18 protein-coding genes are annotated in these 18,695 nt (G+C 63.4%); 9 read left to right on the plus strand and 9 right to left on the minus strand.

Annotated features, from left to right (window positions below; translation table 11 throughout):
* The first annotated feature begins 15 nt into the window (after window positions 1–15).
* Both JQ628_RS32510 and JQ628_RS34660 read left to right on the plus strand, forming a co-directional pair.
* The gene (locus tag JQ628_RS32510) at window positions 16–249 is read left to right on the plus strand and encodes a hypothetical protein (protein ID WP_212230153.1); all 234 of its coding nucleotides are present in this window, start codon (window positions 16–18) and stop codon (window positions 247–249) included.
* Window positions 250–368: 119 nt separating this feature from the next.
* Window positions 369–791, plus strand: a complete 423-nt coding sequence (locus tag JQ628_RS34660; RefSeq protein ID WP_283815861.1) for a GFA family protein — start codon at window positions 369–371, stop codon at window positions 789–791.
* A gap of 174 nt (window positions 792–965) precedes the next feature.
* Here the strand turns inward: JQ628_RS34660 and JQ628_RS32520 are convergent, their stop codons facing one another.
* From JQ628_RS32520 to JQ628_RS32530, 3 genes are all read right to left on the minus strand, one after another.
* The gene (locus JQ628_RS32520) at window positions 966–3,719 is read right to left on the minus strand and encodes a beta strand repeat-containing protein (protein WP_212230157.1); all 2,754 of its coding nucleotides are present in this window, start codon (window positions 3,717–3,719) and stop codon (window positions 966–968) included.
* Between the two features lie 300 nt (window positions 3,720–4,019).
* The gene (rsmD, locus tag JQ628_RS32525; RefSeq protein ID WP_212230158.1) at window positions 4,020–4,580 is read right to left on the minus strand and encodes a 16S rRNA (guanine(966)-N(2))-methyltransferase RsmD; all 561 of its coding nucleotides are present in this window, start codon (window positions 4,578–4,580) and stop codon (window positions 4,020–4,022) included.
* A 140-nt stretch (window positions 4,581–4,720) separates the two neighbouring features.
* Window positions 4,721–6,817, minus strand: coding sequence for a pseudouridine synthase (locus JQ628_RS32530; RefSeq protein WP_212230160.1), 2,097 nt, complete (start codon window positions 6,815–6,817; stop codon window positions 4,721–4,723).
* Between the two features lie 132 nt (window positions 6,818–6,949).
* Between JQ628_RS32530 and JQ628_RS32535 the strand changes: the two genes are divergently transcribed.
* Window positions 6,950–7,396, plus strand: a complete 447-nt coding sequence (locus JQ628_RS32535; RefSeq protein ID WP_249128690.1) for a nucleoside deaminase — start codon at window positions 6,950–6,952, stop codon at window positions 7,394–7,396.
* 104 nt (window positions 7,397–7,500) lie between these two features.
* Here JQ628_RS32535 and JQ628_RS32540 read toward each other — a convergent pair whose 3' ends face one another.
* Window positions 7,501–8,406 carry an alpha/beta fold hydrolase gene (locus JQ628_RS32540; RefSeq protein ID WP_212230163.1) on the minus strand — a complete coding sequence of 302 codons (906 nt, stop codon included), beginning with the start codon at window positions 8,404–8,406 and terminating at the stop codon, window positions 7,501–7,503.
* 239 nt (window positions 8,407–8,645) lie between these two features.
* Here JQ628_RS32540 and JQ628_RS32545 point away from each other — a divergent pair, with 239 nt between their 5' ends.
* A complete protein-coding gene (locus JQ628_RS32545; protein ID WP_212230172.1) occupies window positions 8,646–9,878 on the plus strand; it encodes an acyl-CoA dehydrogenase family protein in 1,233 nt (410 codons plus the stop codon).
* 251 nt (window positions 9,879–10,129) lie between these two features.
* Here the strand turns inward: JQ628_RS32545 and JQ628_RS32550 are convergent, their stop codons facing one another.
* A complete protein-coding gene (locus JQ628_RS32550) occupies window positions 10,130–10,348 on the minus strand; it encodes a hypothetical protein (RefSeq protein ID WP_212230174.1) in 219 nt (72 codons plus the stop codon).
* A gap of 186 nt (window positions 10,349–10,534) precedes the next feature.
* Between JQ628_RS32550 and JQ628_RS32555 the strand changes: the two genes are divergently transcribed.
* Window positions 10,535–10,828, plus strand: a complete 294-nt coding sequence (locus JQ628_RS32555) for a GYD domain-containing protein (RefSeq protein WP_212230176.1) — start codon at window positions 10,535–10,537, stop codon at window positions 10,826–10,828.
* A gap of 363 nt (window positions 10,829–11,191) precedes the next feature.
* Here the strand turns inward: JQ628_RS32555 and purD are convergent, their stop codons facing one another.
* A complete protein-coding gene (purD, locus tag JQ628_RS32560; protein ID WP_212230178.1) occupies window positions 11,192–12,475 on the minus strand; it encodes a phosphoribosylamine--glycine ligase in 1,284 nt (427 codons plus the stop codon).
* A gap of 165 nt (window positions 12,476–12,640) precedes the next feature.
* On the opposite strand from purD, the gene xseA reads away from it, so the two are divergent.
* The gene (gene xseA / locus JQ628_RS32565) at window positions 12,641–14,248 is read left to right on the plus strand and encodes an exodeoxyribonuclease VII large subunit (RefSeq protein ID WP_212230186.1); all 1,608 of its coding nucleotides are present in this window, start codon (window positions 12,641–12,643) and stop codon (window positions 14,246–14,248) included.
* Between the two features lie 702 nt (window positions 14,249–14,950).
* On the opposite strand, the gene JQ628_RS32570 is transcribed toward xseA, so the two are convergent.
* Window positions 14,951–15,160, minus strand: a complete 210-nt coding sequence (locus JQ628_RS32570) for a cold-shock protein (RefSeq protein ID WP_212230188.1) — start codon at window positions 15,158–15,160, stop codon at window positions 14,951–14,953.
* Between the two features lie 215 nt (window positions 15,161–15,375).
* Window positions 15,376–15,729, minus strand: a complete 354-nt coding sequence (locus tag JQ628_RS32575) for a hypothetical protein (protein ID WP_212230190.1) — start codon at window positions 15,727–15,729, stop codon at window positions 15,376–15,378.
* Window positions 15,730–16,122: 393 nt separating this feature from the next.
* Between JQ628_RS32575 and JQ628_RS35005 the strand changes: the two genes are divergently transcribed.
* Window positions 16,123–16,524 carry a DUF6894 family protein gene (locus tag JQ628_RS35005; RefSeq protein WP_433996183.1) on the plus strand — a complete coding sequence of 134 codons (402 nt, stop codon included), beginning with the start codon at window positions 16,123–16,125 and terminating at the stop codon, window positions 16,522–16,524.
* A 479-nt stretch (window positions 16,525–17,003) separates the two neighbouring features.
* Window positions 17,004–17,255, plus strand: a complete 252-nt coding sequence (locus JQ628_RS32585) for a hypothetical protein (RefSeq protein ID WP_212230193.1) — start codon at window positions 17,004–17,006, stop codon at window positions 17,253–17,255.
* A gap of 174 nt (window positions 17,256–17,429) precedes the next feature.
* Here the strand turns inward: JQ628_RS32585 and JQ628_RS32590 are convergent, their stop codons facing one another.
* A complete protein-coding gene (locus JQ628_RS32590) occupies window positions 17,430–18,254 on the minus strand; it encodes a dienelactone hydrolase family protein (RefSeq protein ID WP_212230195.1) in 825 nt (274 codons plus the stop codon).
* A 191-nt stretch (window positions 18,255–18,445) separates the two neighbouring features.
* Here JQ628_RS32590 and JQ628_RS32595 point away from each other — a divergent pair, with 191 nt between their 5' ends.
* The gene (locus JQ628_RS32595) at window positions 18,446–18,664 is read left to right on the plus strand and encodes a DUF2093 domain-containing protein (protein ID WP_212230197.1); all 219 of its coding nucleotides are present in this window, start codon (window positions 18,446–18,448) and stop codon (window positions 18,662–18,664) included.
* Window positions 18,665–18,695 lie beyond the last annotated feature (31 nt).

The following is an 18,695-nucleotide window of genomic DNA, read 5'->3' on the forward strand; positions in this document are numbered from 1 at the left end:
TTAAGGAGGTATTCCGTGACGCGAGAGGACCTGAAGCCCCTTATTCTGCAAGCGTTAGGCTCACCCGGAAATAAAGCGAAGATTGCTAAGATTGCGAAGTTCATCTGGGATCACCACGAGCGCGACCTGCGATCGTCTGGTGATTTCTTCTATACTTGGCAGTACGACATGAGGTGGGCCGGCGACAGTTTAGTCAAAGAAGGTAAGCTTGATAAAGGTCGTGTTGGAATGTGGGAGCGGCTAAGGTAGCCGCCGTAGGGTGGATTAGCCGAAGGCGTAATCCACCGATCGCGCGAAGAATGGTGGGTTACGCTCCGCTAACCCACCCTATGGAGCGCTCCGGTCAGTACGAAGCGCAAAGGGAAGAGATGGGCCTCGCGTTGCCCTCGGAGGGAGGCTGCCAGTGCGGCGAAATCCGCTATCGCCTCACAGGCGAGCCCGTATGGCTGGGAGTCTGCCATTGCAACGACTGCAAGATGCAATCCGGAGGGGTTTTCGGCATGAGCCTCAGGATGCGCGAGGCCGATGTTAAGCTCATCAGTGGCGAGCCGAAGTGCTGGACACGCCCCGCCGAGAATGGCGGGCGGGCCAAAAACTGCTATTTCTGCGGAACCTGCGGGATACGCCTTTGGCACACCAGCGGATTAGGCTTCTTGAGCATCAAACCCGGCACGCTGGACGATTCGTCGCTGCTGGCACCGCGTTACGAGGGATGGACGAAGCGCAAGGCGCCTTGGCTAACGATCAACGGGCTGGAGGTCAGCCACCATACACAGCCGTCGCGCAAGTGACGTGTTGGGTTTTTCAAATATAGTTTATTCCCTTTGTGGGGAGGGATTGGGCTGCCGCTACAGCCACCCGCCGCCACGTAGCGCGGCGAGTGACTTTTCGGCCAGCCCGTTAGAGCGCCGGCTTCGCGCGGTCACCGACCGCGCGAAGCCGTCTCGTTACTCACACACCTCGGCTCAGACCAGCATCTCCGTGTGGAAAGCCGCATTGGCGACCAGCGACTGAAGTACGACATTGCTGCCCGGCCCGCCGTCCAGCACATCGGTGCCACCGCCACCGATCAGGACATCGTCGCCGAGCCCGCCGAGCAGCGTGTCGTTGCCTGCGCCACCGATCAGCACATCGTCGCCGGCACCCCCGTCGAAGACGAGACGCGCCCCGCCGAGGTTGATGCCGTTGGCCAGGATCACGTCGTCACCGCCGAGGCCGTTGATAGTGATCGTGTCGTTGAAGTCGAAATTCTGGATCACGACCTGGCTTGCGAGCCCGTCGACCACCAACGCGCCGTTGCTGTCGAGCGAAAGCGAGATGACATCGTCACCGCCGGTGCCGTCGATCACGATCTTGTCGGCCGCGCCATCCCCGCCCGGGGTGCCGGGAGTGCCGGCCAGATCGATATTGACCTGCGTCACGTCGGTGCCGGTCATGTCGCCGACATTGATGGTGTCGGCGCCGCCGCGGGCGGTGAACGTGATGGTTTCGACGCCGTCCGTGTCCATCGTAACCGCAGCGACATCCCGCGTGAATTCGGCACGACCGCCGTTGGCGAAGATATTGATCGTCTCGGCGATGTTGGCACCGTTGAACAGCATCGTGTCGCTTCCGGCCTGACCTTCGACAATGTCGTTGTCATCGCCGGGATTCCACACGAAGGTGTCGTTGCCGGCGCCCATCAGCGCGACGTCATTGCCGTCGCCGCCGATGACGAGGTCGTCGCCCTTGCTGCCGATCAGCAGGTCGTTGCCGAGCCCGCCATTGATCGTGAGCTTCAGCGTACCGGCGGCAAGCCCGCTCGCATCGATCTTGTCGTCGCCGCCCTGGCCGTTGAGCGTGAGCTGGTCGGTCGCATCCATGCCCGTCAGCTTCGTGGTCGCGTGCAGGCCGAACACCGTCACGCCGCTCGCATTGCCGGAGACGCCGAACGTGTCGGCCCCCTGGGTGGCGTTGACCGTGACGGAATCGACTTCACCGTCGCGCGTGCCGGTCTGGCTGCGCAGGTCGATATTCACTTGCGTGACATCCGTCCCGCTCAGATCGCCCACCGTGATCCGGTCGGCGCCGCCGAGCGCACGGAAATCGATCTGCTCGACGCCGTGAAGATCCATCGTCACGGCTGCGACGTCACGCGTGAACAGGACGTGGTTGCCGTTGGCAAAAATGTCGATGTTCTCGGCGATATTGGCGCCGAGGAACAGCATCTTGTCGGTGCCGGTATCGCCTTCGATCGTGTCGCTGCCGTCGCCGGGATTCCACTGGAACGTGTCGTTGCCGGCTCCGAGCTGTGCAATGTCGTTGCCGCGGCCGCCGGTCACGACATCGTTGCCGTCGCCGCCGAGCAGCGTATCGTCGCCCTGGCTGCCGGTGATCGTGTCGTTCCCGGCGCCGCCGTCGATGGTCAGCTTGACGATCCCCGCGGGAAGCCCGGCCGCGTTGATCGTGTCGTTACCGCCGAGCGCGTTCACGACAAGCGCATCATTCGCGCCTTCGGCGTTGGTGATGGTGACGGCGGCCGGCAATCCCGTGACGGAAACCGAGGTCCCCGAGCCGGTCACCTGTATGGTGTCGGCCGAATTCCGGCCCTGGACTGTGACCTTGTCCGACGCAGCGTCGCCACCGCCGGTCGACGCGCCTAGATTGACGTTGACCTGAGTGACGCCGGTGCCGCTGAGATCGTTGACGACGATGTTGTCATTGCCGCCGAGCGCGGCGATGTTGATGGTCTCCATGCTCTTCAGGTCCATCGTGATGGCCCCGATATCGCGGGTCAGGCGCACGCGGTCGCCGTTTGCCGCGATATCGAAATTCTCGCCGATGTTGCTGCCATTGAAGAGCAGCGTGTCGTTGCCGGCCTGGCCCTCGACCGTGTCGCTGCCGTCGCCCGGGTCCCACTGAAAGGTGTCGTTGCCGGCTCCCAGCAGGGCGGTGTCGTTGCCCTGATTGCCGTCGATGAAATCGTTGCCGGTGCCGCCGAGCAAGGTATCGGCGCCGTTGCCGCCGAGGATGGTGTCGTTGCCGGCGCCGCCGTCGATCGTCAGTTTGATCAGCGCGGCGAGATTGCCGGTCGCGGAAATCCTGTCGTCGCCGCCACCGGCGTTGACCACGAGATTTTCGGTGGTGCCGATGTCGAGGCTGATCGGCGCAGGGTCGATCCGGTCGAAGCGCACGCGGGTGCCATTGGCCGTGATCGCAAAGGTTTCATTGCCATTGCCGCCGTTGACCTCAGCGGTGTCGGTGCCGTCGCCGCCCTCCATCAGATCGGTGCCGTCGCCGGCATTCCAGATCATGCGGTCGTTGCCGGATTCGCCGAACATCTGGTCGTCGCCGGCACCGCCGGTCAGCGTGTCATTGTCGGCGCCGCCGAACAGAAAATCGTTGCCGCCCTTGCCAAACAGCGTGTCGTTGCCGGCCTGTCCGAACAGCATGTCACCGCCCGACCCGCCAGTCAGCCTGTCATTGCCGGCGCCGCCGAACAGGTTCGCCGGAGGCATCGCACCGTGGCTCTCGTCGATGGTGATGATGTCGTCGCCGTTCTGGCCGAAGGCCTGGATCAGTTTGGTATTGGCAACCGTCGCGGTGCCGCCGACGATTTTAACCGCGCCGCCATTGACCAGGATCGTTCCGGCTGCGTTGCGGGAAAGGGCGATGTTGTTGGTCAGGGCGTCGCCGAAGACAGTCAGGGTCCCCGCCGAAAAAGTCGCTGTAACAGCCATGTGCATTTCTCCCGGGCGTTTCCTCGGAATTGACCCGGCAGCGCGTCGCTACCCGTTCGCGATCGTGCCGGTATCCGTTCCGAACAGCGACATCGAGACTCGTGGTTCGAAATGGACACCGGCGAAGCTAGATTGGGAGGCCTGTTTCGGCTTTTCGGATTCCTTGAGAAGAGCTTGTGTTTTCGTCGAGGAGAGCTTGGTTTTGCGACGAACTCACGAAGTTTCAAACTTCGTAACATCCCCGAGATGACTGCAAGTCAGCACCAGCCCATTGAGCCATGGCTCAAAAATGCGAATGCACTAGGCCGCGCCAAACCGCAAGAACACGAACTCCGTGTCGTCGTACGCGCGCCGCTCCAGCTCCTCGAATCCTTCCGGCACCGCAAACCCCGCTGCCTTCGCCTCCTCCACCACCACCAGCGCGCCCGGCGTCAGCCAGCCGCCGTCGCGCAGCGCGGCGAGCGCTTTCTCCGCAAGTCCCTTGCCATAGGGTGGATCGAGAAAGGCCAGCGAAAATGGCTCGACCGGATGCGCAGGCCCCGGATTGGTCGCATCGCGGCGATAGACTTTTGTCACGCCGCCGAGCCCCAGCGACTCGACATTGTTGCGCAACAACGCCCGCGCCTCCGCGCCGTTATCGACGAACAGCACGAACTTCGCCCCGCGCGAGATCGCTTCGATGCCGAGCGCGCCGGTACCGGCGAACAGGTCGAGCACCCGCGCATCCGAAATCGGATCGCCATACGCATGCATCAAAATGTTGAACACGGACTCGCGCAGGCGATCCGCCGTCGGCCTGATCTCCTGCGTAGCTGGAGACGCGATGTTGCGGCCCCTCAATCGCCCCCCGACGACGCGCATTAGAAGTTTCCGTCATGGCCGGGCTTGTCCCGGCCATCCACGTCTTGCTTGCTTGCTGCGCCAAAAGACGTGGATGCCCGGGACGGGCCCGGGCATGACATCGTATTTGGAGCAAGCAGTGTCTCCACAACCATCAGCGTCTACTCATCCCGCGGCTTGAGATCGCGCTTGCCGTGATAGCCGCGCTTGACGCGGCGCGGCGGGCCGTAAGCAGCGTTCTCTTCCTCGTTGCGGATACGCGCTTCCTCGCTGCCGGTACGCTGCACCAGCACGCGGCGGCCCTTGCCGTCGGAGACGATCGCATTCTTGCCGGACGCCTTGTACGGTTTCTTGGCCCGTGGCGCCTCGTCCTCATCCGCCTCGCTCTGCTCCGGCCGGGCAAAATCGGCGCCCGCCAGCTTTGCGACCTTCTCGCCGAGTTGCTCGCGCAGCACGCGTGTCTTGACCTCCTCGACCTTGCCCTCTTCCAGTTCGCCCAACTGGAACGGCCCGTAGGAAATCCGGATCAGCCGGTTCACCTCGAGGCCGAGATGCGCCATCACGTTGCGCACCTCGCGGTTCTTGCCCTCGCGGATCGCGAACACCAGCCAGACATTGGCGCCCTGGTCGCGCTCCAGTGTCGCATCGATCGAGCCGTATTTCACGCCGTCGACCTCGACGCCCTTCTTCAGCTCATCGAGCTGCGCCTGCGTCACCTCGCCATGGGCGCGCACGCGGTAGCGCCGCAGCCAGCCGGTGTCGGGCAGTTCCAGAATGCGCGCCAGACCGCCGTCATTGGTGAGCAGCAGCAGCCCTTCGGTGTTGAAATCGAGCCGGCCGACCGAGATGAGCCGCGGCAGGCCTTCCGGCAGATTGTCGAATACCGTCGGCCGCCCCTCGGGATCGTCATGCGTCGTCATCAGCCCGCGCGGCTTGTGATACATCCACAGCCGCGTGCGCTCGCGCGGCGGCAACGGCTTGCCATCGACCGCGACCACGTCGTTGGCAGTGATATCGAGCGCGGGCGAATTGATGAGCCGGCCGTTCACGGTGACGCGGCCCTGCGTCACCATCTCTTCCGCGTCGCGCCGCGAGGCCAGCCCCGCCCGGGCCAGCACCTTGGCAATGCGCTCACCCGCCTTCTTCGGCTTTTCTTCCACTTCCCTGCGCGACGAACGCCGGTCGTCGTCGCGGTTGCGCTCGCGATAGGCGCCGCGGCCGCCGAAGGCCGGCCGCTTTGCAAAGATCTTGCTGTCATCCTCGTTGTCGCGGCGGGGCCGATCCGCGAAACGGTCGCGCCGGTCGCTGCGCGGATGCTCCTGCCAATCGGTGCGGCCTTCCGGCCGTTCGCGGCGCGGGCGGTCCTCGCGGTCGTCGCGACGTTGCCGCGGACGATCGAATTTCGGACGATCTTCACGATCGCGGTCGAAACGGGGACGGTCCGGCCGATCACCACGCGGACGATCCCCGCGATCTCTGCGGTCGCTCTCGCGATCCGCATTCGGCCGCTCGCGGGACGACCGGTCGCCCTGCACGCGATCCTCGCGGGAACGCGAAAAGCGCGGACGCTCGCCGTCGCCGCGATCATCGCGCGAACGGTTGAACCGCGGCTTGTCGAAACTTCGCGCCGGACGCTCGTCGCGGTCACCGCCCTCGCGCTTCTGCCACGGCTTGGATTCACCGTGCGGCGGACGGTCGCCAAAATCCTTGCGCGGGCCGCGGTCGCCGCCGAACTTCCGCGGCGGCCGATCACCATCGCGCGACGATCGCTCGCCACGCGGCGTGTAGGGCCGCTTCTCGCCGTCGCGATCCCGCGAAGCGTAAGGCTTCCTGTCGCCGAACTTGCGATCCCCGAAACGCCCGGCGGGACGCGCGTCATCGCGATCGCGGAATCGGCCTTCACCACGCGGCGCGCGATCCTCGCGATCGAAACGCGGGCGGTCCCCGCGCGGCTTGAAATCGCGCTTCTCGCCGCGGCCACGGTCGTCGCGGTCGAACCGCGGCGTGCGAGGACGGTCGCCGTAATCGCGGCGCGGCGCATCGCTATCCTCACGGCGGCGCGGCGGGCGGCCTTCGCGGTCGCCGAACGAACGCTTGTCGCCCTCACCCTTGCCAAAGCCGCGCTTGGCGAACTTCTTCTCCGGTCCCCGCGCCGCGCCGGAACGGCCCTTGCCGCCGGGCTTGCCACCGGGTCTGCCCCCACCCGGCCGGTCGCGCCGGCCTCGGGAATCGTTGTTTTTATCGGTGTCGCGGGGCATGAAAGGTCTCACTCGCAGCTAAAATCAAAAGGGCATGCGCGCCCGCCTCGCAGGCCGCATTCTCACGCAAAACCGGTATCCACTTTTGCTGAAGGCGCAGCTAGTAGCAGGTTTCTTGTGGGGATACGAGGCATGACTGCCCCTACTTTCATGGATTTGGCGCTGAAAGCGGCCGAAAATGCCGGAAATGCCGGCGAAGTTCCGATCGGCTGCGTGATTGTGCGGGGGTTTGAGGTGATCGCGTCAGCCGCCAACCGCACCCTGACCGACCGCGACCCGACCGCCCACGCTGAAATCCTGGCGATCCGGCAGGCTGCGGAAGCCATCGGCACCGAGCGCCTCGTCGATTGCGACCTCTACGTCACACTCGAGCCCTGCACCATGTGCGCCGGCGCGATCTCGCTCGCCCGCATCCGCCGCCTCTATTACGGCGCGGTGGACCCCAAGGGCGGCGCGGTCGATTCCGGCGTCCGCTTCTTCGCCTCCCCGACGTGCCACCACGCGCCGGAGGTCTATCCATCCGTCGGCGAGACCGAAGCGGCGACGCTGCTGCGGGATTTTTTCAAGGTGCGGCGGTAACAGCTCCCTCCCCGTCATTGCGAGCGCAGCGAAGCAATCCAGCTTTGCCGCAACAAGAAAGCTGGATTGCTTCGTCGCTGCGCTCCTCGCAATGACGGTTGTGGCTATGGCGCCGTGAAAAACTCTCGCAGCAATTTCCCCGTCGCTTGCGGATTTTCCTCCGGCAGAAAATGCCCGGAATCCACTGGCGCGCCCTGCACGTTGGTCGCCCATTTCTTCCAGGTATCCAGCGGCGTCGCCGCGGCGCTCGCAATGCCGGCATCGCCCCACAGCGCCAGCATCGGGACCGTGATCTTCTTGCCCGCTTCAAAGTCCGCCTTGTCGATCTCGTAATCGGCATAGGCGCCGGCGCGATAGTCCTCGCACATCGCATGCACGCGGGAGGGATCGCGGAATGGCGCCAGATAATGCTCCAGCGCGCGCGGATCGATCTCGTCGAGCGTCTTCGACTTGGTCTGGCTCGCCATCTTCTTCTTCAGAAAGAAATCGGGAGCGCCCAGGATCAGCGTTTCCGGAAACGGCGCCGGCTGCGCCAGGAACGCCCAGTGATAGATTTTCAGCGCATAGAGCCGGTTCATGCGCTCCCAGTAATCATAGGTCGGCAGGATATCGAGCACCGCCAGCTTCGACAGCCGCCCGGGATGATCGAGCGCGAGGCGATACGATACCCGCCCGCCGCGGTCGTGACCGGCAAGCGCGAAGTGAACGTGGCCGAGTTGCTCCATCGCCTCGATCATCGCCTTCGCCATCGCGCGCTTGGTGTAGGGCGTATGGTTCTCGTCGCTGTCGGGCATATCGGACCAGCCATAGCCCGGCAGGTCGGCGATGATCAGCGTGAACCTGTCGTCCAGCATCTTCGTCACCGGATGCCACATCACATGGGTCGAGGAAAAGCCGTGCAGCAAGAGCAGCGGCGGGCCCTTGCCGCCGACGCGCGCAAAGATGCGGCCCGATGAGGTGTTGATCCATTCGGAGGCGTAGCCGGGAAACAGGTCGGCGAGATCGGGCATGTCACACTCTCACGTCATCACGAGCCGTCATCACCCGCGAAGGCGGGTGATCCAGTAAACACCAGCTTCGCGGGTAACAACAACCGGCACGGCGTACTGGATGCCCGCCTGCGCGGGCATGACGACCATGTGTTGGCGTCGCCATCGCGCTTCAAACTTTGTTCGGGTTGCCGCTGCCTTGCCTCAGGTTTATGCCATCCGCCAAGTTCCGCCATCAAGCAAGAACAGAGGAAAACGCCATGTCGATCGATTTCGAAATCCCGGCCGAGGCCAAGGCGATCCGCGAGAAGGTGCGCAAATGGGTGCACGACGAATGCATCCCGGCCGAGAAAGAACTCGACACCAAACCGCTCGCCGAAGTGCTCGGCCCGCTGCGCAAGAAGGCGCGCGCGCAAGGGCTGTGGTGCCCGTGGGTGCCGAAGGAATATGGCGGCATGGGCCTTGGCCCGCTGGCCAATGCGCTGGTGCAGATGGAGCTTGGCGAGAGCATGCTCGGCGCGCTCTCGATGAACACGCAAGGCCCCGACGATGCCTCGATGATGACGATCCTCGCCCACGGCACGGAATATCAGAAAGAGAAATTCCTTAAACCCCTGCTCAATGGCGACAAGCGCATCTGCTATTCGATGACGGAAAAGGCCGCCGGCGCCGACGCTACGGGCATGCAGACGTCAGCGGTGAAGGACGGCAACGAGAACTACATCCTCAACGGCGAAAAATGGTTTTCGTCTTCCGCGAGCGTCGCCGACATGGCGCTGGTGATCGCCAGAACCGACCCGAACGCGCCGCGCCACAAGCAGCATTCGGCCTTCATCGTCGAGCTGCCGAACCCCGGCTACAAGATCAAGCGCAACGTCGCCAACATGGCGATCGAAGGGCCTCATGACGATGTCCTGCACGGCGGCCACTCCGAGATCGAGATCAAGGATTTGAAGGTGCCTGCCGACAATCTGCTCGGCGGCGAAGGTAACGGTTTCAACATGGGCCAGCACCGCCTCGCCTATGGCCGGTTGCGCCACGGCATGCACAACGTCGCCAAAGCGCAGCGCGCGCTGGATATGGCGGTGGCGCATGTCACCAAGCGTTCGACCTTCGGGCAGTTGCTGGCCGACCGCCAGGCGGTGCAGTTCATGCTGGCCGATTGCGCCAGCGAACTCTATATCGGCCGCTTGATGCTGCTGCACATCGCCTACAAGGCCGAGAAAGGCCTCGACATCCGCCAGGAGAACTCGATCGCAAAAATCTTCCACGCCCACATGGTGCACAAGGTGATCGACACCGCGATCCAGCTGCACGGCGCACTCGGCTTCTCGCAGGATACCCCGCTCGCCAAATGGTACACCCAGGTGCGCTCGCAGCGGCTGGTCGACGGCCCCGACGAGGTGCACAAGTGGAAGATCGGCCGGAACGTCATCAAGGCGTTCCGCGAGCACGGCACCACGGCAAGCGCCGCGGGCGGCGATTTGCTGTGACGTCAAAGGGACTGTGAGACCTCATCCTGAGGAGCCGCGTCTTCGCGGCGTCTCGAAGGATACAGCCGGGCCGCCTCGTCCTTCGAGACGCGCGCAAATGCGCGCTCCTCAGGATGAGGCGGAAGACACACCGTAGGTTGGGCAAAGGCGCTCTTGCGCCGTGCCCACCATTCTATCCATGGCATCCCGAGCGGTGGGCACGCTTCGCTTTGCCCACCCTACGAGACCGTCATCGCCGGGCCCAACGCCCGTCAGCCATGCGTGAAATCGCCGTGTTTCAGACCGAGCGCCTTGACGGCCGCATCCGGAAGCCGGCCCAACGCTTCAACCTGCTCGTTCGGCGCCATCACCTCCGCAATAATGGCGGTGGCCTTCGCCGGATCCTGTTCGGCCACAAAGTAGACCGAGCGGACGGGCGGACCGCCTCCCAATGGTTGAGTTGTCACCAGCACGACCTGACCGTCTGCCATATCGCACTATATCACTCATGAGTTCAGCTTCGCGCTACCCTTGCAGCCCTGGACACAGTTGCACGGCAGCATAAGTCACGCCCGCTGACCTTTCCGATCAAGCTTGTGGCTGCGCCGGCACCGCTATGACAAGCTCGCGCGACTTCCTCATGCCATTGCACGTGGTCCTAACCCGGGAGGACGATCATGGTAGCCTATGTTGTGCTGGCGAATTTCACGGATCAGGGCGTTCGCAACGCCAAGGAATCCCCAAAGCGGGCGGACGCTTTCAAAGATCTGGCGAAGACGTTCGGGGTGACTGTCAGGGAGATCGTCTGGACACAGGGACGCTACGACATCGTCACCATCGTCGATGCGCCGGATGAATCGTCCTTCATGTCGCTCACGCTGAGCCTCGCCAAGCTTGGCAACGTCCGCACCGAATCTCTGCGGGCCTTCTCCGCGGCAGAGATGACGAAAATCGTCGACGATATGCTTTGACGGCAGCAGTTACTTCGAGTTCTTGCAATTTACTTGTCATTCCGGGGCGATGCGAAGCATCGAACCCGGAATCCGGAGATGATAAGCGCTAAAGTTCCGAGATTCCGGATCGACGCGCTACGCACGTCGTCCGAAATAACGAAGTCAGTAACGACAGCCGTCATTGCGAGGAGCGAAGCGACGAAGCAATCCATTCTTCGTGTGGCAAAATGGATTGCTTCGCTTCGCTCGCAATGACGGAAGCGAGAGGCCTCATCCTGAGGAGCGGCCTCGTGGCCGCGTCTCGAAGGATGGGGCCGGGCCGCCCTCGCCCTTCGAGACGCATCGCTCTGCGATGCTCCTCAGGGTGAGGACGGAGGACAATCAGGCCTTCGCTTTCTCCCGCGCCACCGCCTGCCAGCCGATATCGCGGCGGCAAAAGCCTTCCGGCCAGTTGATGCGGTCCACCGCCTGATAGGCCCGCGCCTGCGCCTCCGTCACGTTCCTGCCGAGCGCGCAAACGTTCAGCACACGCCCGCCATTGGCGACGATGCGGCCATCCTTCGCTGCCGTGCCAGCATGAAAAATCTCGACGCCTTCCACCTTCGCGGCCTCATCGAGGCCGCCGATCACCGACCCTCTGCCGTAGTCGCCGGGATAGCCCTTCGTCGCCATGATTACCGTCAGCGCGGCATCGTCGAACCAGCGCAGATTGAAGTTCTTCAACTGCCCGTCGGCGCAGGCGAGCAGCGCCGGCACGATGTCGGACATCATCCGCAGCATCAGCACCTGGCATTCGGGATCGCCGAAGCGCGCATTGTATTCGACCAGCTTTGGGCCGTCCTTCGTCACCATGATGCCGGCGAAGATCACGCCCTTGTAGGGCGTCCCCATCGCCTTGAGCGCGCGCAGCGTGGGGCGGATCATCTCGTCCATCACGCGCGCGCACATCGCTTCCGTCATGACAGGTGCGGGCGAATAGGCGCCCATGCCGCCGGTGTTCGGGCCCTCATCGCCGTCGAAGGCGCGCTTGTGGTCCTGCGCGGTCGCAAGCTCCAGCGCATGTTCGCCGTCGCACAACGCAAAGAAGGAAGCTTCCTCGCCCTGCATGAATTCTTCGACGACGACTTCCGCGCCCGAAGCGCCGAAGGCGCCGCCGAACATCATGTCGACAGCGGCGAGCGCCTCGGCCTCCGTCATCGCGACCACGACGCCCTTGCCGGCCGCAAGACCATCCGCCTTCACGACGATCGGCGCGCCCTGCTTACGGATGTAGGCCTTCGCCTGTTCCGCATCGGTAAAATGTTCATAGGCCGCGGTCGGAATGTTGTTGGCACGGCACAGCGCCTTGGTGAAATTCTTCGAGCTCTCCAGCCGTCCCGCCGCCCTGGTCGGCCCGAACGCCTTGAAGCCGGCCGCATTGAGATCGTCGACCACGCCGGCCGCGATCGCCGCATCGGGACCGACCACCACGAAATCGACCGCATTGCGCTTGCAAAAGTCGATCACTGCCGCATGGTCGGCAATATCGATCGGCACACATTCGGCATCGCGCGCGATGCCGGCATTGCCCGGCGCGCACCAGAGCTTTTCCACAAGCGGAGAAGCCGCGATCTTCCACGCCAAGGCATGTTCGCGGCCGCCGGAACCGAGCACGAGGATTTTCATGAATAGAGCCGGATGCGGGGATTTCGGATGGCTTCGGTTCGCACGAGTCCGCCCACTGTCGCAAGCAGGAGAGAGGTATTATAATCCTCCATCCCCAATCCGGCGATTGGCGTTATCAGCCAAAATCCCTACCTTGCGCCAACAGCCCCAAAACCCGAATCGCTTATGCCCGAACCGCTTGCCAACGCGCCTGAATTCACCGTCTCGGAACTGTCCTCCGCCCTCAAGCGGACGGTGGAGGACGCCTATGGCCGGGTGCGGGTGCGCGGCGAGATTTCCGGCTTCCGCGGCGCGCATTCCTCCGGCCACTGTTATTTCGCGCTGAAGGACGAGGGCGCCAAGATCGACGCCGTGATCTGGAAGAGCTCGCTGTTCCGCATGCGCTTCAAGCCGCAGGAAGGGCTTGAGGTGATCGCCACCGGCAAGCTCACCACCTTCCCCGGCAAGTCCTCCTATCAGATCGTGATCGACGCGCTGGAGCCCGCCGGGGTCGGCGCGCTGATGGCGCTGCTGGAAGAGCGCAAGAAAAAACTCGCGGCCGAAGGCCTGTTCGACGCTGCGCGCAAGCAGCTTTTGCCCTGGCTACCGGAAGTGATCGGCGTCGTCACCTCGCCCACGGGCGCTGTCATCCGCGACATCCTGCACCGCCTGCAGGACCGTTTTCCCCGCCGCGTGCTGGTGTGGCCGGTCAAGGTGCAGGGCGAAGGTTCGGCCGAGCAGGTCGCCGCCGCCATCCGCGGCTTCAACGCGCTGCCGGAAGGCGGGCGTATTCCCCGCCCTGACCTCTTGATCGTCGCGCGCGGCGGCGGCTCGCTGGAAGACCTCTGGTCGTTCAACGAGGAGATCGTGGTGCGTGCCGCCGCCGACAGCACGATCCCGCTGATCTCGGCGGTCGGCCACGAGACCGACATCACCCTGATCGATTTCGTCGCCGACAAGCGCGCGCCGACCCCGACGGCGGCGGCCGAGATGGCCGTGCCCGTGCGCAGCGAATTGTTCGTCGAGGTCACGGCGCTGGCGCGGCGCACCATGGTGTGCTGGCAGCGCGGCCAGGAAGCCCGCCGCAACGAGCTGCGCGCCGCCGCCCGCGCCCTGCCGGCGGCAAACGAAGTGCTCGCGATCCCGCGCCAGCGGCTCGATGCCGCCGGCAGCGCCCTGCCCCGCGGGCTGAAAGCCAACACGCACGCGCATTTCCGCCGCTTCGCCGCCAGCAGCGCCAAGCTGACATTGGGCGTGCTGCACGCCCAAGTCAGCCACGCCCGCCAGCGTCTCACCGTGGGCAGCGAGCGGCTGACCCATTGCGCGCGTTCGCTATTGCACCGCCGCCGCGATCGTTTTGTCGCGCTGGAGGCGCGCTTCAAGGCCTCAAAGCTCGCCAACGCTCAGGCCCAGCGCGCCACCATCGCCCGTGCGCGTGATCGCGTGCATCGCTTGTCTGATAGCGCGACCCGCGCCATCGACACGCTGCTGGAACGGCTCGATGCGCAGGTGACCCATCGCGGTCAATTGCTCACGGCGCTCTCCTATCGCGGCGTGCTCGCGCGTGGCTTTGCGCTGGTGCGCGACCGTGAAGGCCATCCGGTGCACCGTGCGGCCGCAATAGGCCCGCATGCGCGCCTGTCGGTCGAATTCGCCGACGGCAACGTCGGCGTCACCGCGGATGCCGACCGCCCTGCGGCCCCTGCGGCGCCGACAAGCCCGCCCAGATCGGCAGCGCGCGAAGCAAGGCGACGACGCGCGGCACAGTCTGCCGATCAGGGAAGCTTGTTCTAGCGGCGAGTGCTCTCGCGCCCACGAGGGGTAAAAGGCCGAGATAGGCCATTCTGACCTCACGCAGCCGCTCCGGGCTATCCGCCCTGCGTCTCATTTCGAACCAGTCGGGTTGGATACGACGTTCGGCTCATTAGAGCCAGGAATCGTCTTTTGATCGCGGCCATCGTACAGAACAAGACGCCGATCAAGGGCTCAAGTTAGTTTGTCGCGATCCCTGCGCCTTCAAAGGTGCGGAAGAGGGACCTTGATTTCAGGAACGAAGTACAGCACGCGAGTTGATTGACGGCGTTAGAAGCGTTGCTGTTCGTGACCCATTTCAAACGCATTCCGAAGAAGCGGGATGGTGCTTGGCGGTGCACCCCACCTAGGACGTGTGCCTCGGCTTCCGAGTCTTCTTTGCCGGCGCTACAGCGGGGCCTGCGGTCTCGCGCTTTCTTGACTCTTCCGCTTCCCTCAAGGCGCGCAGGCGCGCCATGTTGTCGCGGACGGCTACCGCCTTCCGCTCCACCTCAGCCATCGCTGCTTTGCCGTGCTCGGTGGCTAACCTTTGGCGATTAGCGCGCGCGATGCTCGCAGGCGACAATCCCGGATTTCTGCCGGCCATATGGCTTTACCGATCTCACGACGAGAACCCGCTCAATCCTGAGGATTGAGCGGGCAAAGCACCTCGCCAGTACATCCGTGGCGAGGTGCGCCGGGCTCTTAAGCCAGCGCCAGATTTTCCGCGCTGACCTTACCGCGCATCTTATCGGTCTTGAGCTCGAACGTTACCTTTTGGCCCTCAGCCAGTCCGGCAAGACCGGCGCGCTCGACCGCGCTGATGTGCACAAACACATCCTGTCCGCCGTCGTTCGGCTGAATAAAGCCAAAACCCTTTTGGCCGTTGAACCACTTCACAGTACCTGTCGTCATTTTTCTTCTCCAAAGCGCACACGCGCATCCCGCGCCACAACTGCGCGAGCCAATCCAACCTGGTCGATGTCTTTGGAAAAAGTGCCCGCAGGCGCGTTCAACAAGGCACAGCGGCAAAATCGAATGAACGTGATATAGCAGCTTACGCAAACTTTACAATGAGTTTCGAGGGCTAAGTTTTCCAATGGCGTTTGCTACGCATCCGGCGTCCAGCATTAGCGGTCCTTGCGAACCTGCTGGAACGATCGGGGACCTCGCAGGAGCTTTTGCTTTCGTGTCTCTCGTTCGGCGTTGGTCGCGTCCTGGCTCGACTGCGTGTCTATCGTTTTTGAGGCTAATTCAGCAGCCCGGGCGGCATTTGCGCTTCGAGTCGAGGGGGTTCGCACCTTCTTCGCTGCGGACCTTCCCAGCCCCAGTTCCACCAGTTGGTGCACCGCGTCGGGCAGCGAGGGGTGGTCAGGCTGATCCTCGGCCCAACGAACAATCCTTGCCCTGATTTTTGGAGCGGCGCGAAAGCCCATCAGAGGATCCCGAGCCGCGGCGGCTGTTCTCTTACTCGATTTGGCCATGATAGAGGTCTCCCAACGTCAGACTGAAGAGGCTAGCGCCGACCTGGCAAATACTTTGCGGTTTCTTCATTCTAACTATGAACCTTAAGGGACTTCAGCTAGTTTAGCTACATCACCGGCTGAGGCTGATGCCGTAGGCGCTGGTGGCCGAGAGACAGTTTGTGCTCCCGCCTGCTCAGGAAAAGGGAACCTAATGTCTGCTCACAAGCAGTTTAATCTGCGCAATTGGTCCGTTCCTCCTTTGCTAGTGCCGCTATTTCTCGCGATGCTGGTCGCGATAGCCGCCCTGATTACGTGACCCATGGACGAAACCACGCACAGGACTTGCACATGCGGATCGGTTTACAACCGCTCCGAATCTATGGCGCCGGGCCGCCAGATAAGCAGCTTTGAATGCTCCGTTTGCGGGGTAACCATAGAAAGCTGGAATACGGCCTGGGTCCCTACCTATCGCCTGGTCGCGGGACCAGTCAGGCCGCCAAAAAGCGCGGACTGACCCTGCGGTCTGACGCTAGAGGCGAGTTTCGTCGCCGGTGGCTTTGCAGAAATGGACCGCCCGATGCGTCGTTATTCTTTGATTTGCGAGACGGCGAACTCCTCGCAATTGATGAGGAAGGAATGGAACTCCCGAGTGTCGAAGCCATGCAGGAAGAGGCCGCGTACTCGTTGGCTGACATGGCAAAGGAAACGGTGGCTCGAACATCAAACTGCGGGCGGCGCCGTATGGCAATCGAAGTCCGCGACGACAATGGACCGGTCATGAAGGCGCTGTTCACTTTCGAAGTCGACCGGTAGAGCGATTGTTGCGCGGAGCCTGACAGACCGTGCCTGGCGAATATTCCAGCATCGGAAAGCGGCATGAAGTTAACGCAGGCTATCTGCACCCTGATCGGTAAGGAATTGGTATGGATCAACCGAGGCAGCTTGATCATTTGAAGACGGGGTCGCTTGTCGTGGTCATCCTAAGCGCGGCGACACTGATCGTTTGCCTCGCCTTCCTGTTCATTCAACCGCCATAGAGGTCGGGGTCCTCGGGGCGACACCTGGCGCGAGCCGGCCTCAACCTGTCCACGCGCACCGGAGCCCCCGCCGAATCCTTTTCCGGCGGGGGCTTTCGCATCAGGCGGCTTCGGTCCGCTGCTTTTTGTTGAATTGATGGAGCCGCATCATCAATGCGTGCGGCTCTCGTGCATGACGAGCCAACCCCCAAGCGTCTATTTCACTTGTGTTGTCGATATCGCTATCGAGTGGACGCCAAATGAAGGATGATTGAGATGAACGTAAGCGACGTATTGGCCATCGTTCTGGTCGCCGCGGTCTTGGGCTACGGGGCTTACTATGGTTTCAACAGGAAACTGGACGCCGACGCTGCCGAGGCAGCAGGCTTCTCAACCGCGGGCGAGTACAGCAAAGCCAAGGCGGCCGGCTTTTCCGATGGCGACAAGTGGCGGGCGGAGCGTGAGCGTCAGAATTCGGCGAGGCTAAAGGAAGAGGAAGAACACGAACGCGCGCGGAACCGGCGATAAGGATGAGCCTTTGGGCCTCTTGTCGGATCACCGCGTCTGTTGAACGGCAGCATGACACCCCGCTCAAGCATTATCGACCGGTTGCCAGTTTCAGCGCCAACACCTAATTCGATCTTAGTGTATCCAGCCGGCGCGTCGGCGATCCGCCGATCGGCCCTGTAGAAGGATAACGCCTCACCTCGCCAGCCAGTCCGCGACCCGCTTCTGCGCATCCGCGCGCGCCTCCTTGTCGGTGCCGATCCGGCCGCGCTCCGGAGCGGCGGGGTCCGCACCCACCGAGCGTGTCGTCACATTCGCGCGATCGAAATCGTGCTCGGCGCCGGGATAGAGCACGATGCGTGCCAGCGCGCTGCGGCCGCGGGCGTTGTCGACCATCGCCTTGCAGGACGACGGCGAGGAGATGTCGTCGCTGGCGCCGATCAGCAGCAGCGTCGGCACCCGCGTGCTCCAGCCGGTGGCGGAAGAGATGCGGCAGTCCGGATAGAACGCGATCGCCGAGCGGTAGTCCGGCTCCAGCCCTCGCGCGGCGAGTTGCGGCCGCACCGCCCACAGCACGGTGCTGGCGCCATGGGCCCAGCCGATCAGGCTGATCCGGTCGCGGATCACCCAGTCCTGCGCATCCAGCCATCGCCGCGCCGCATTGACGTCGGCGACGCGCTCGCGCCGCGCCAGCACGCGGTGATCCCTCACGCGGCATTGCGGGCCGAGCTCGCGCGAACCGAAACTGTCCGGCAGCAGCACGGCGTGTTTGCTCTTCAGCAGTTGTTCCGCCCAGTCACGGTAGCGCGGCTGCACGGCTTCCGACGACGTGGACAGCCCGCCGCAGCCGTGCAGCGCGATCACCACCGGAAAGGGACCTGCGCCCTCCGGCTTGAAGAGCTGCGCGTGCAGCGTAATGCTTCCTGCGGGAATATCGACCGGTTGCGGCGCAGGCGCGGCGCCCGCGGCGCAGGCGGCCGCCAACCATGTCAGGAATGTGGTTGCTGACAACAAGCGCATCGGGTGGCCGCATCATGATGGCGCCGAACACATGGCAACCATGCCCAAAAGGCTAGCATGCACCCCCATGTGCAAACCATCACAAATCGGTGGTTTTGCGGGGGCGGACATTACAACCTATTTATGATAGATCGCATTTCGAAAATGCGTTTGATGAGCCGGCGAATCGGCCAGCCTCGGAGAGTTTTGACGTGCTGAACAAATTCGGCCCCTCGGGCCATGGCGAAGCGCAGGTGCAATATCTCGACGGCGACTTCCGGGTGATCTCGCCCGGCTCTTACGTGCGCTGCGCCGTCTCGGATGCGCGCATCCCGCTGGATGAGCTGAAATACTGGAGCGTCGATTTGCAGGAGGCCTATGCCTCGCCGGTCGCCGTGCTACAGCGGCATCATCCGGACCAGGTAAAGTAAATCGTAGGGTGGGTTAGCCGAAGGCGTAACC

The sequence above is a fragment of the Bradyrhizobium lablabi genome (assembly GCF_018129385.1).
GTDB lineage: Bacteria > Pseudomonadota > Alphaproteobacteria > Rhizobiales > Xanthobacteraceae > Bradyrhizobium > Bradyrhizobium lablabi_C.

Coding starts and splice junctions, on each gene's coding strand:
- JQ628_RS34660 (WP_283815861.1), top strand. CDS start 369: ATGGGCCTCGCGTTGCCCTCGGAGGGAGGCTGCCAGTGCGGCGAAATC.
- JQ628_RS32520 (WP_212230157.1), bottom strand. CDS start 3,719: ATGGCTGTTACAGCGACTTTTTCGGCGGGGACCCTGACTGTCTTCGGC.
- rsmD (WP_212230158.1), bottom strand. CDS start 4,580: ATGCGCGTCGTCGGGGGGCGATTGAGGGGCCGCAACATCGCGTCTCCA.
- JQ628_RS32530 (WP_212230160.1), bottom strand. CDS start 6,817: ATGCCCCGCGACACCGATAAAAACAACGATTCCCGAGGCCGGCGCGAC.
- JQ628_RS32535 (WP_249128690.1), top strand. CDS start 6,950: ATGACTGCCCCTACTTTCATGGATTTGGCGCTGAAAGCGGCCGAAAAT.
- JQ628_RS32540 (WP_212230163.1), bottom strand. CDS start 8,406: ATGCCCGATCTCGCCGACCTGTTTCCCGGCTACGCCTCCGAATGGATC.
- JQ628_RS32545 (WP_212230172.1), top strand. CDS start 8,646: ATGTCGATCGATTTCGAAATCCCGGCCGAGGCCAAGGCGATCCGCGAG.
- JQ628_RS32550 (WP_212230174.1), bottom strand. CDS start 10,348: ATGGCAGACGGTCAGGTCGTGCTGGTGACAACTCAACCATTGGGAGGC.
- JQ628_RS32555 (WP_212230176.1), top strand. CDS start 10,535: ATGGTAGCCTATGTTGTGCTGGCGAATTTCACGGATCAGGGCGTTCGC.
- purD (WP_212230178.1), bottom strand. CDS start 12,475: ATGAAAATCCTCGTGCTCGGTTCCGGCGGCCGCGAACATGCCTTGGCG.
- xseA (WP_212230186.1), top strand. CDS start 12,641: ATGCCCGAACCGCTTGCCAACGCGCCTGAATTCACCGTCTCGGAACTG.
- JQ628_RS32570 (WP_212230188.1), bottom strand. CDS start 15,160: ATGACGACAGGTACTGTGAAGTGGTTCAACGGCCAAAAGGGTTTTGGC.
- JQ628_RS32575 (WP_212230190.1), bottom strand. CDS start 15,729: ATGGCCAAATCGAGTAAGAGAACAGCCGCCGCGGCTCGGGATCCTCTG.
- JQ628_RS35005 (WP_433996183.1), top strand. CDS start 16,123: ATGCTCCGTTTGCGGGGTAACCATAGAAAGCTGGAATACGGCCTGGGT.
- JQ628_RS32585 (WP_212230193.1), top strand. CDS start 17,004: ATGAACGTAAGCGACGTATTGGCCATCGTTCTGGTCGCCGCGGTCTTG.
- JQ628_RS32590 (WP_212230195.1), bottom strand. CDS start 18,254: ATGCGCTTGTTGTCAGCAACCACATTCCTGACATGGTTGGCGGCCGCC.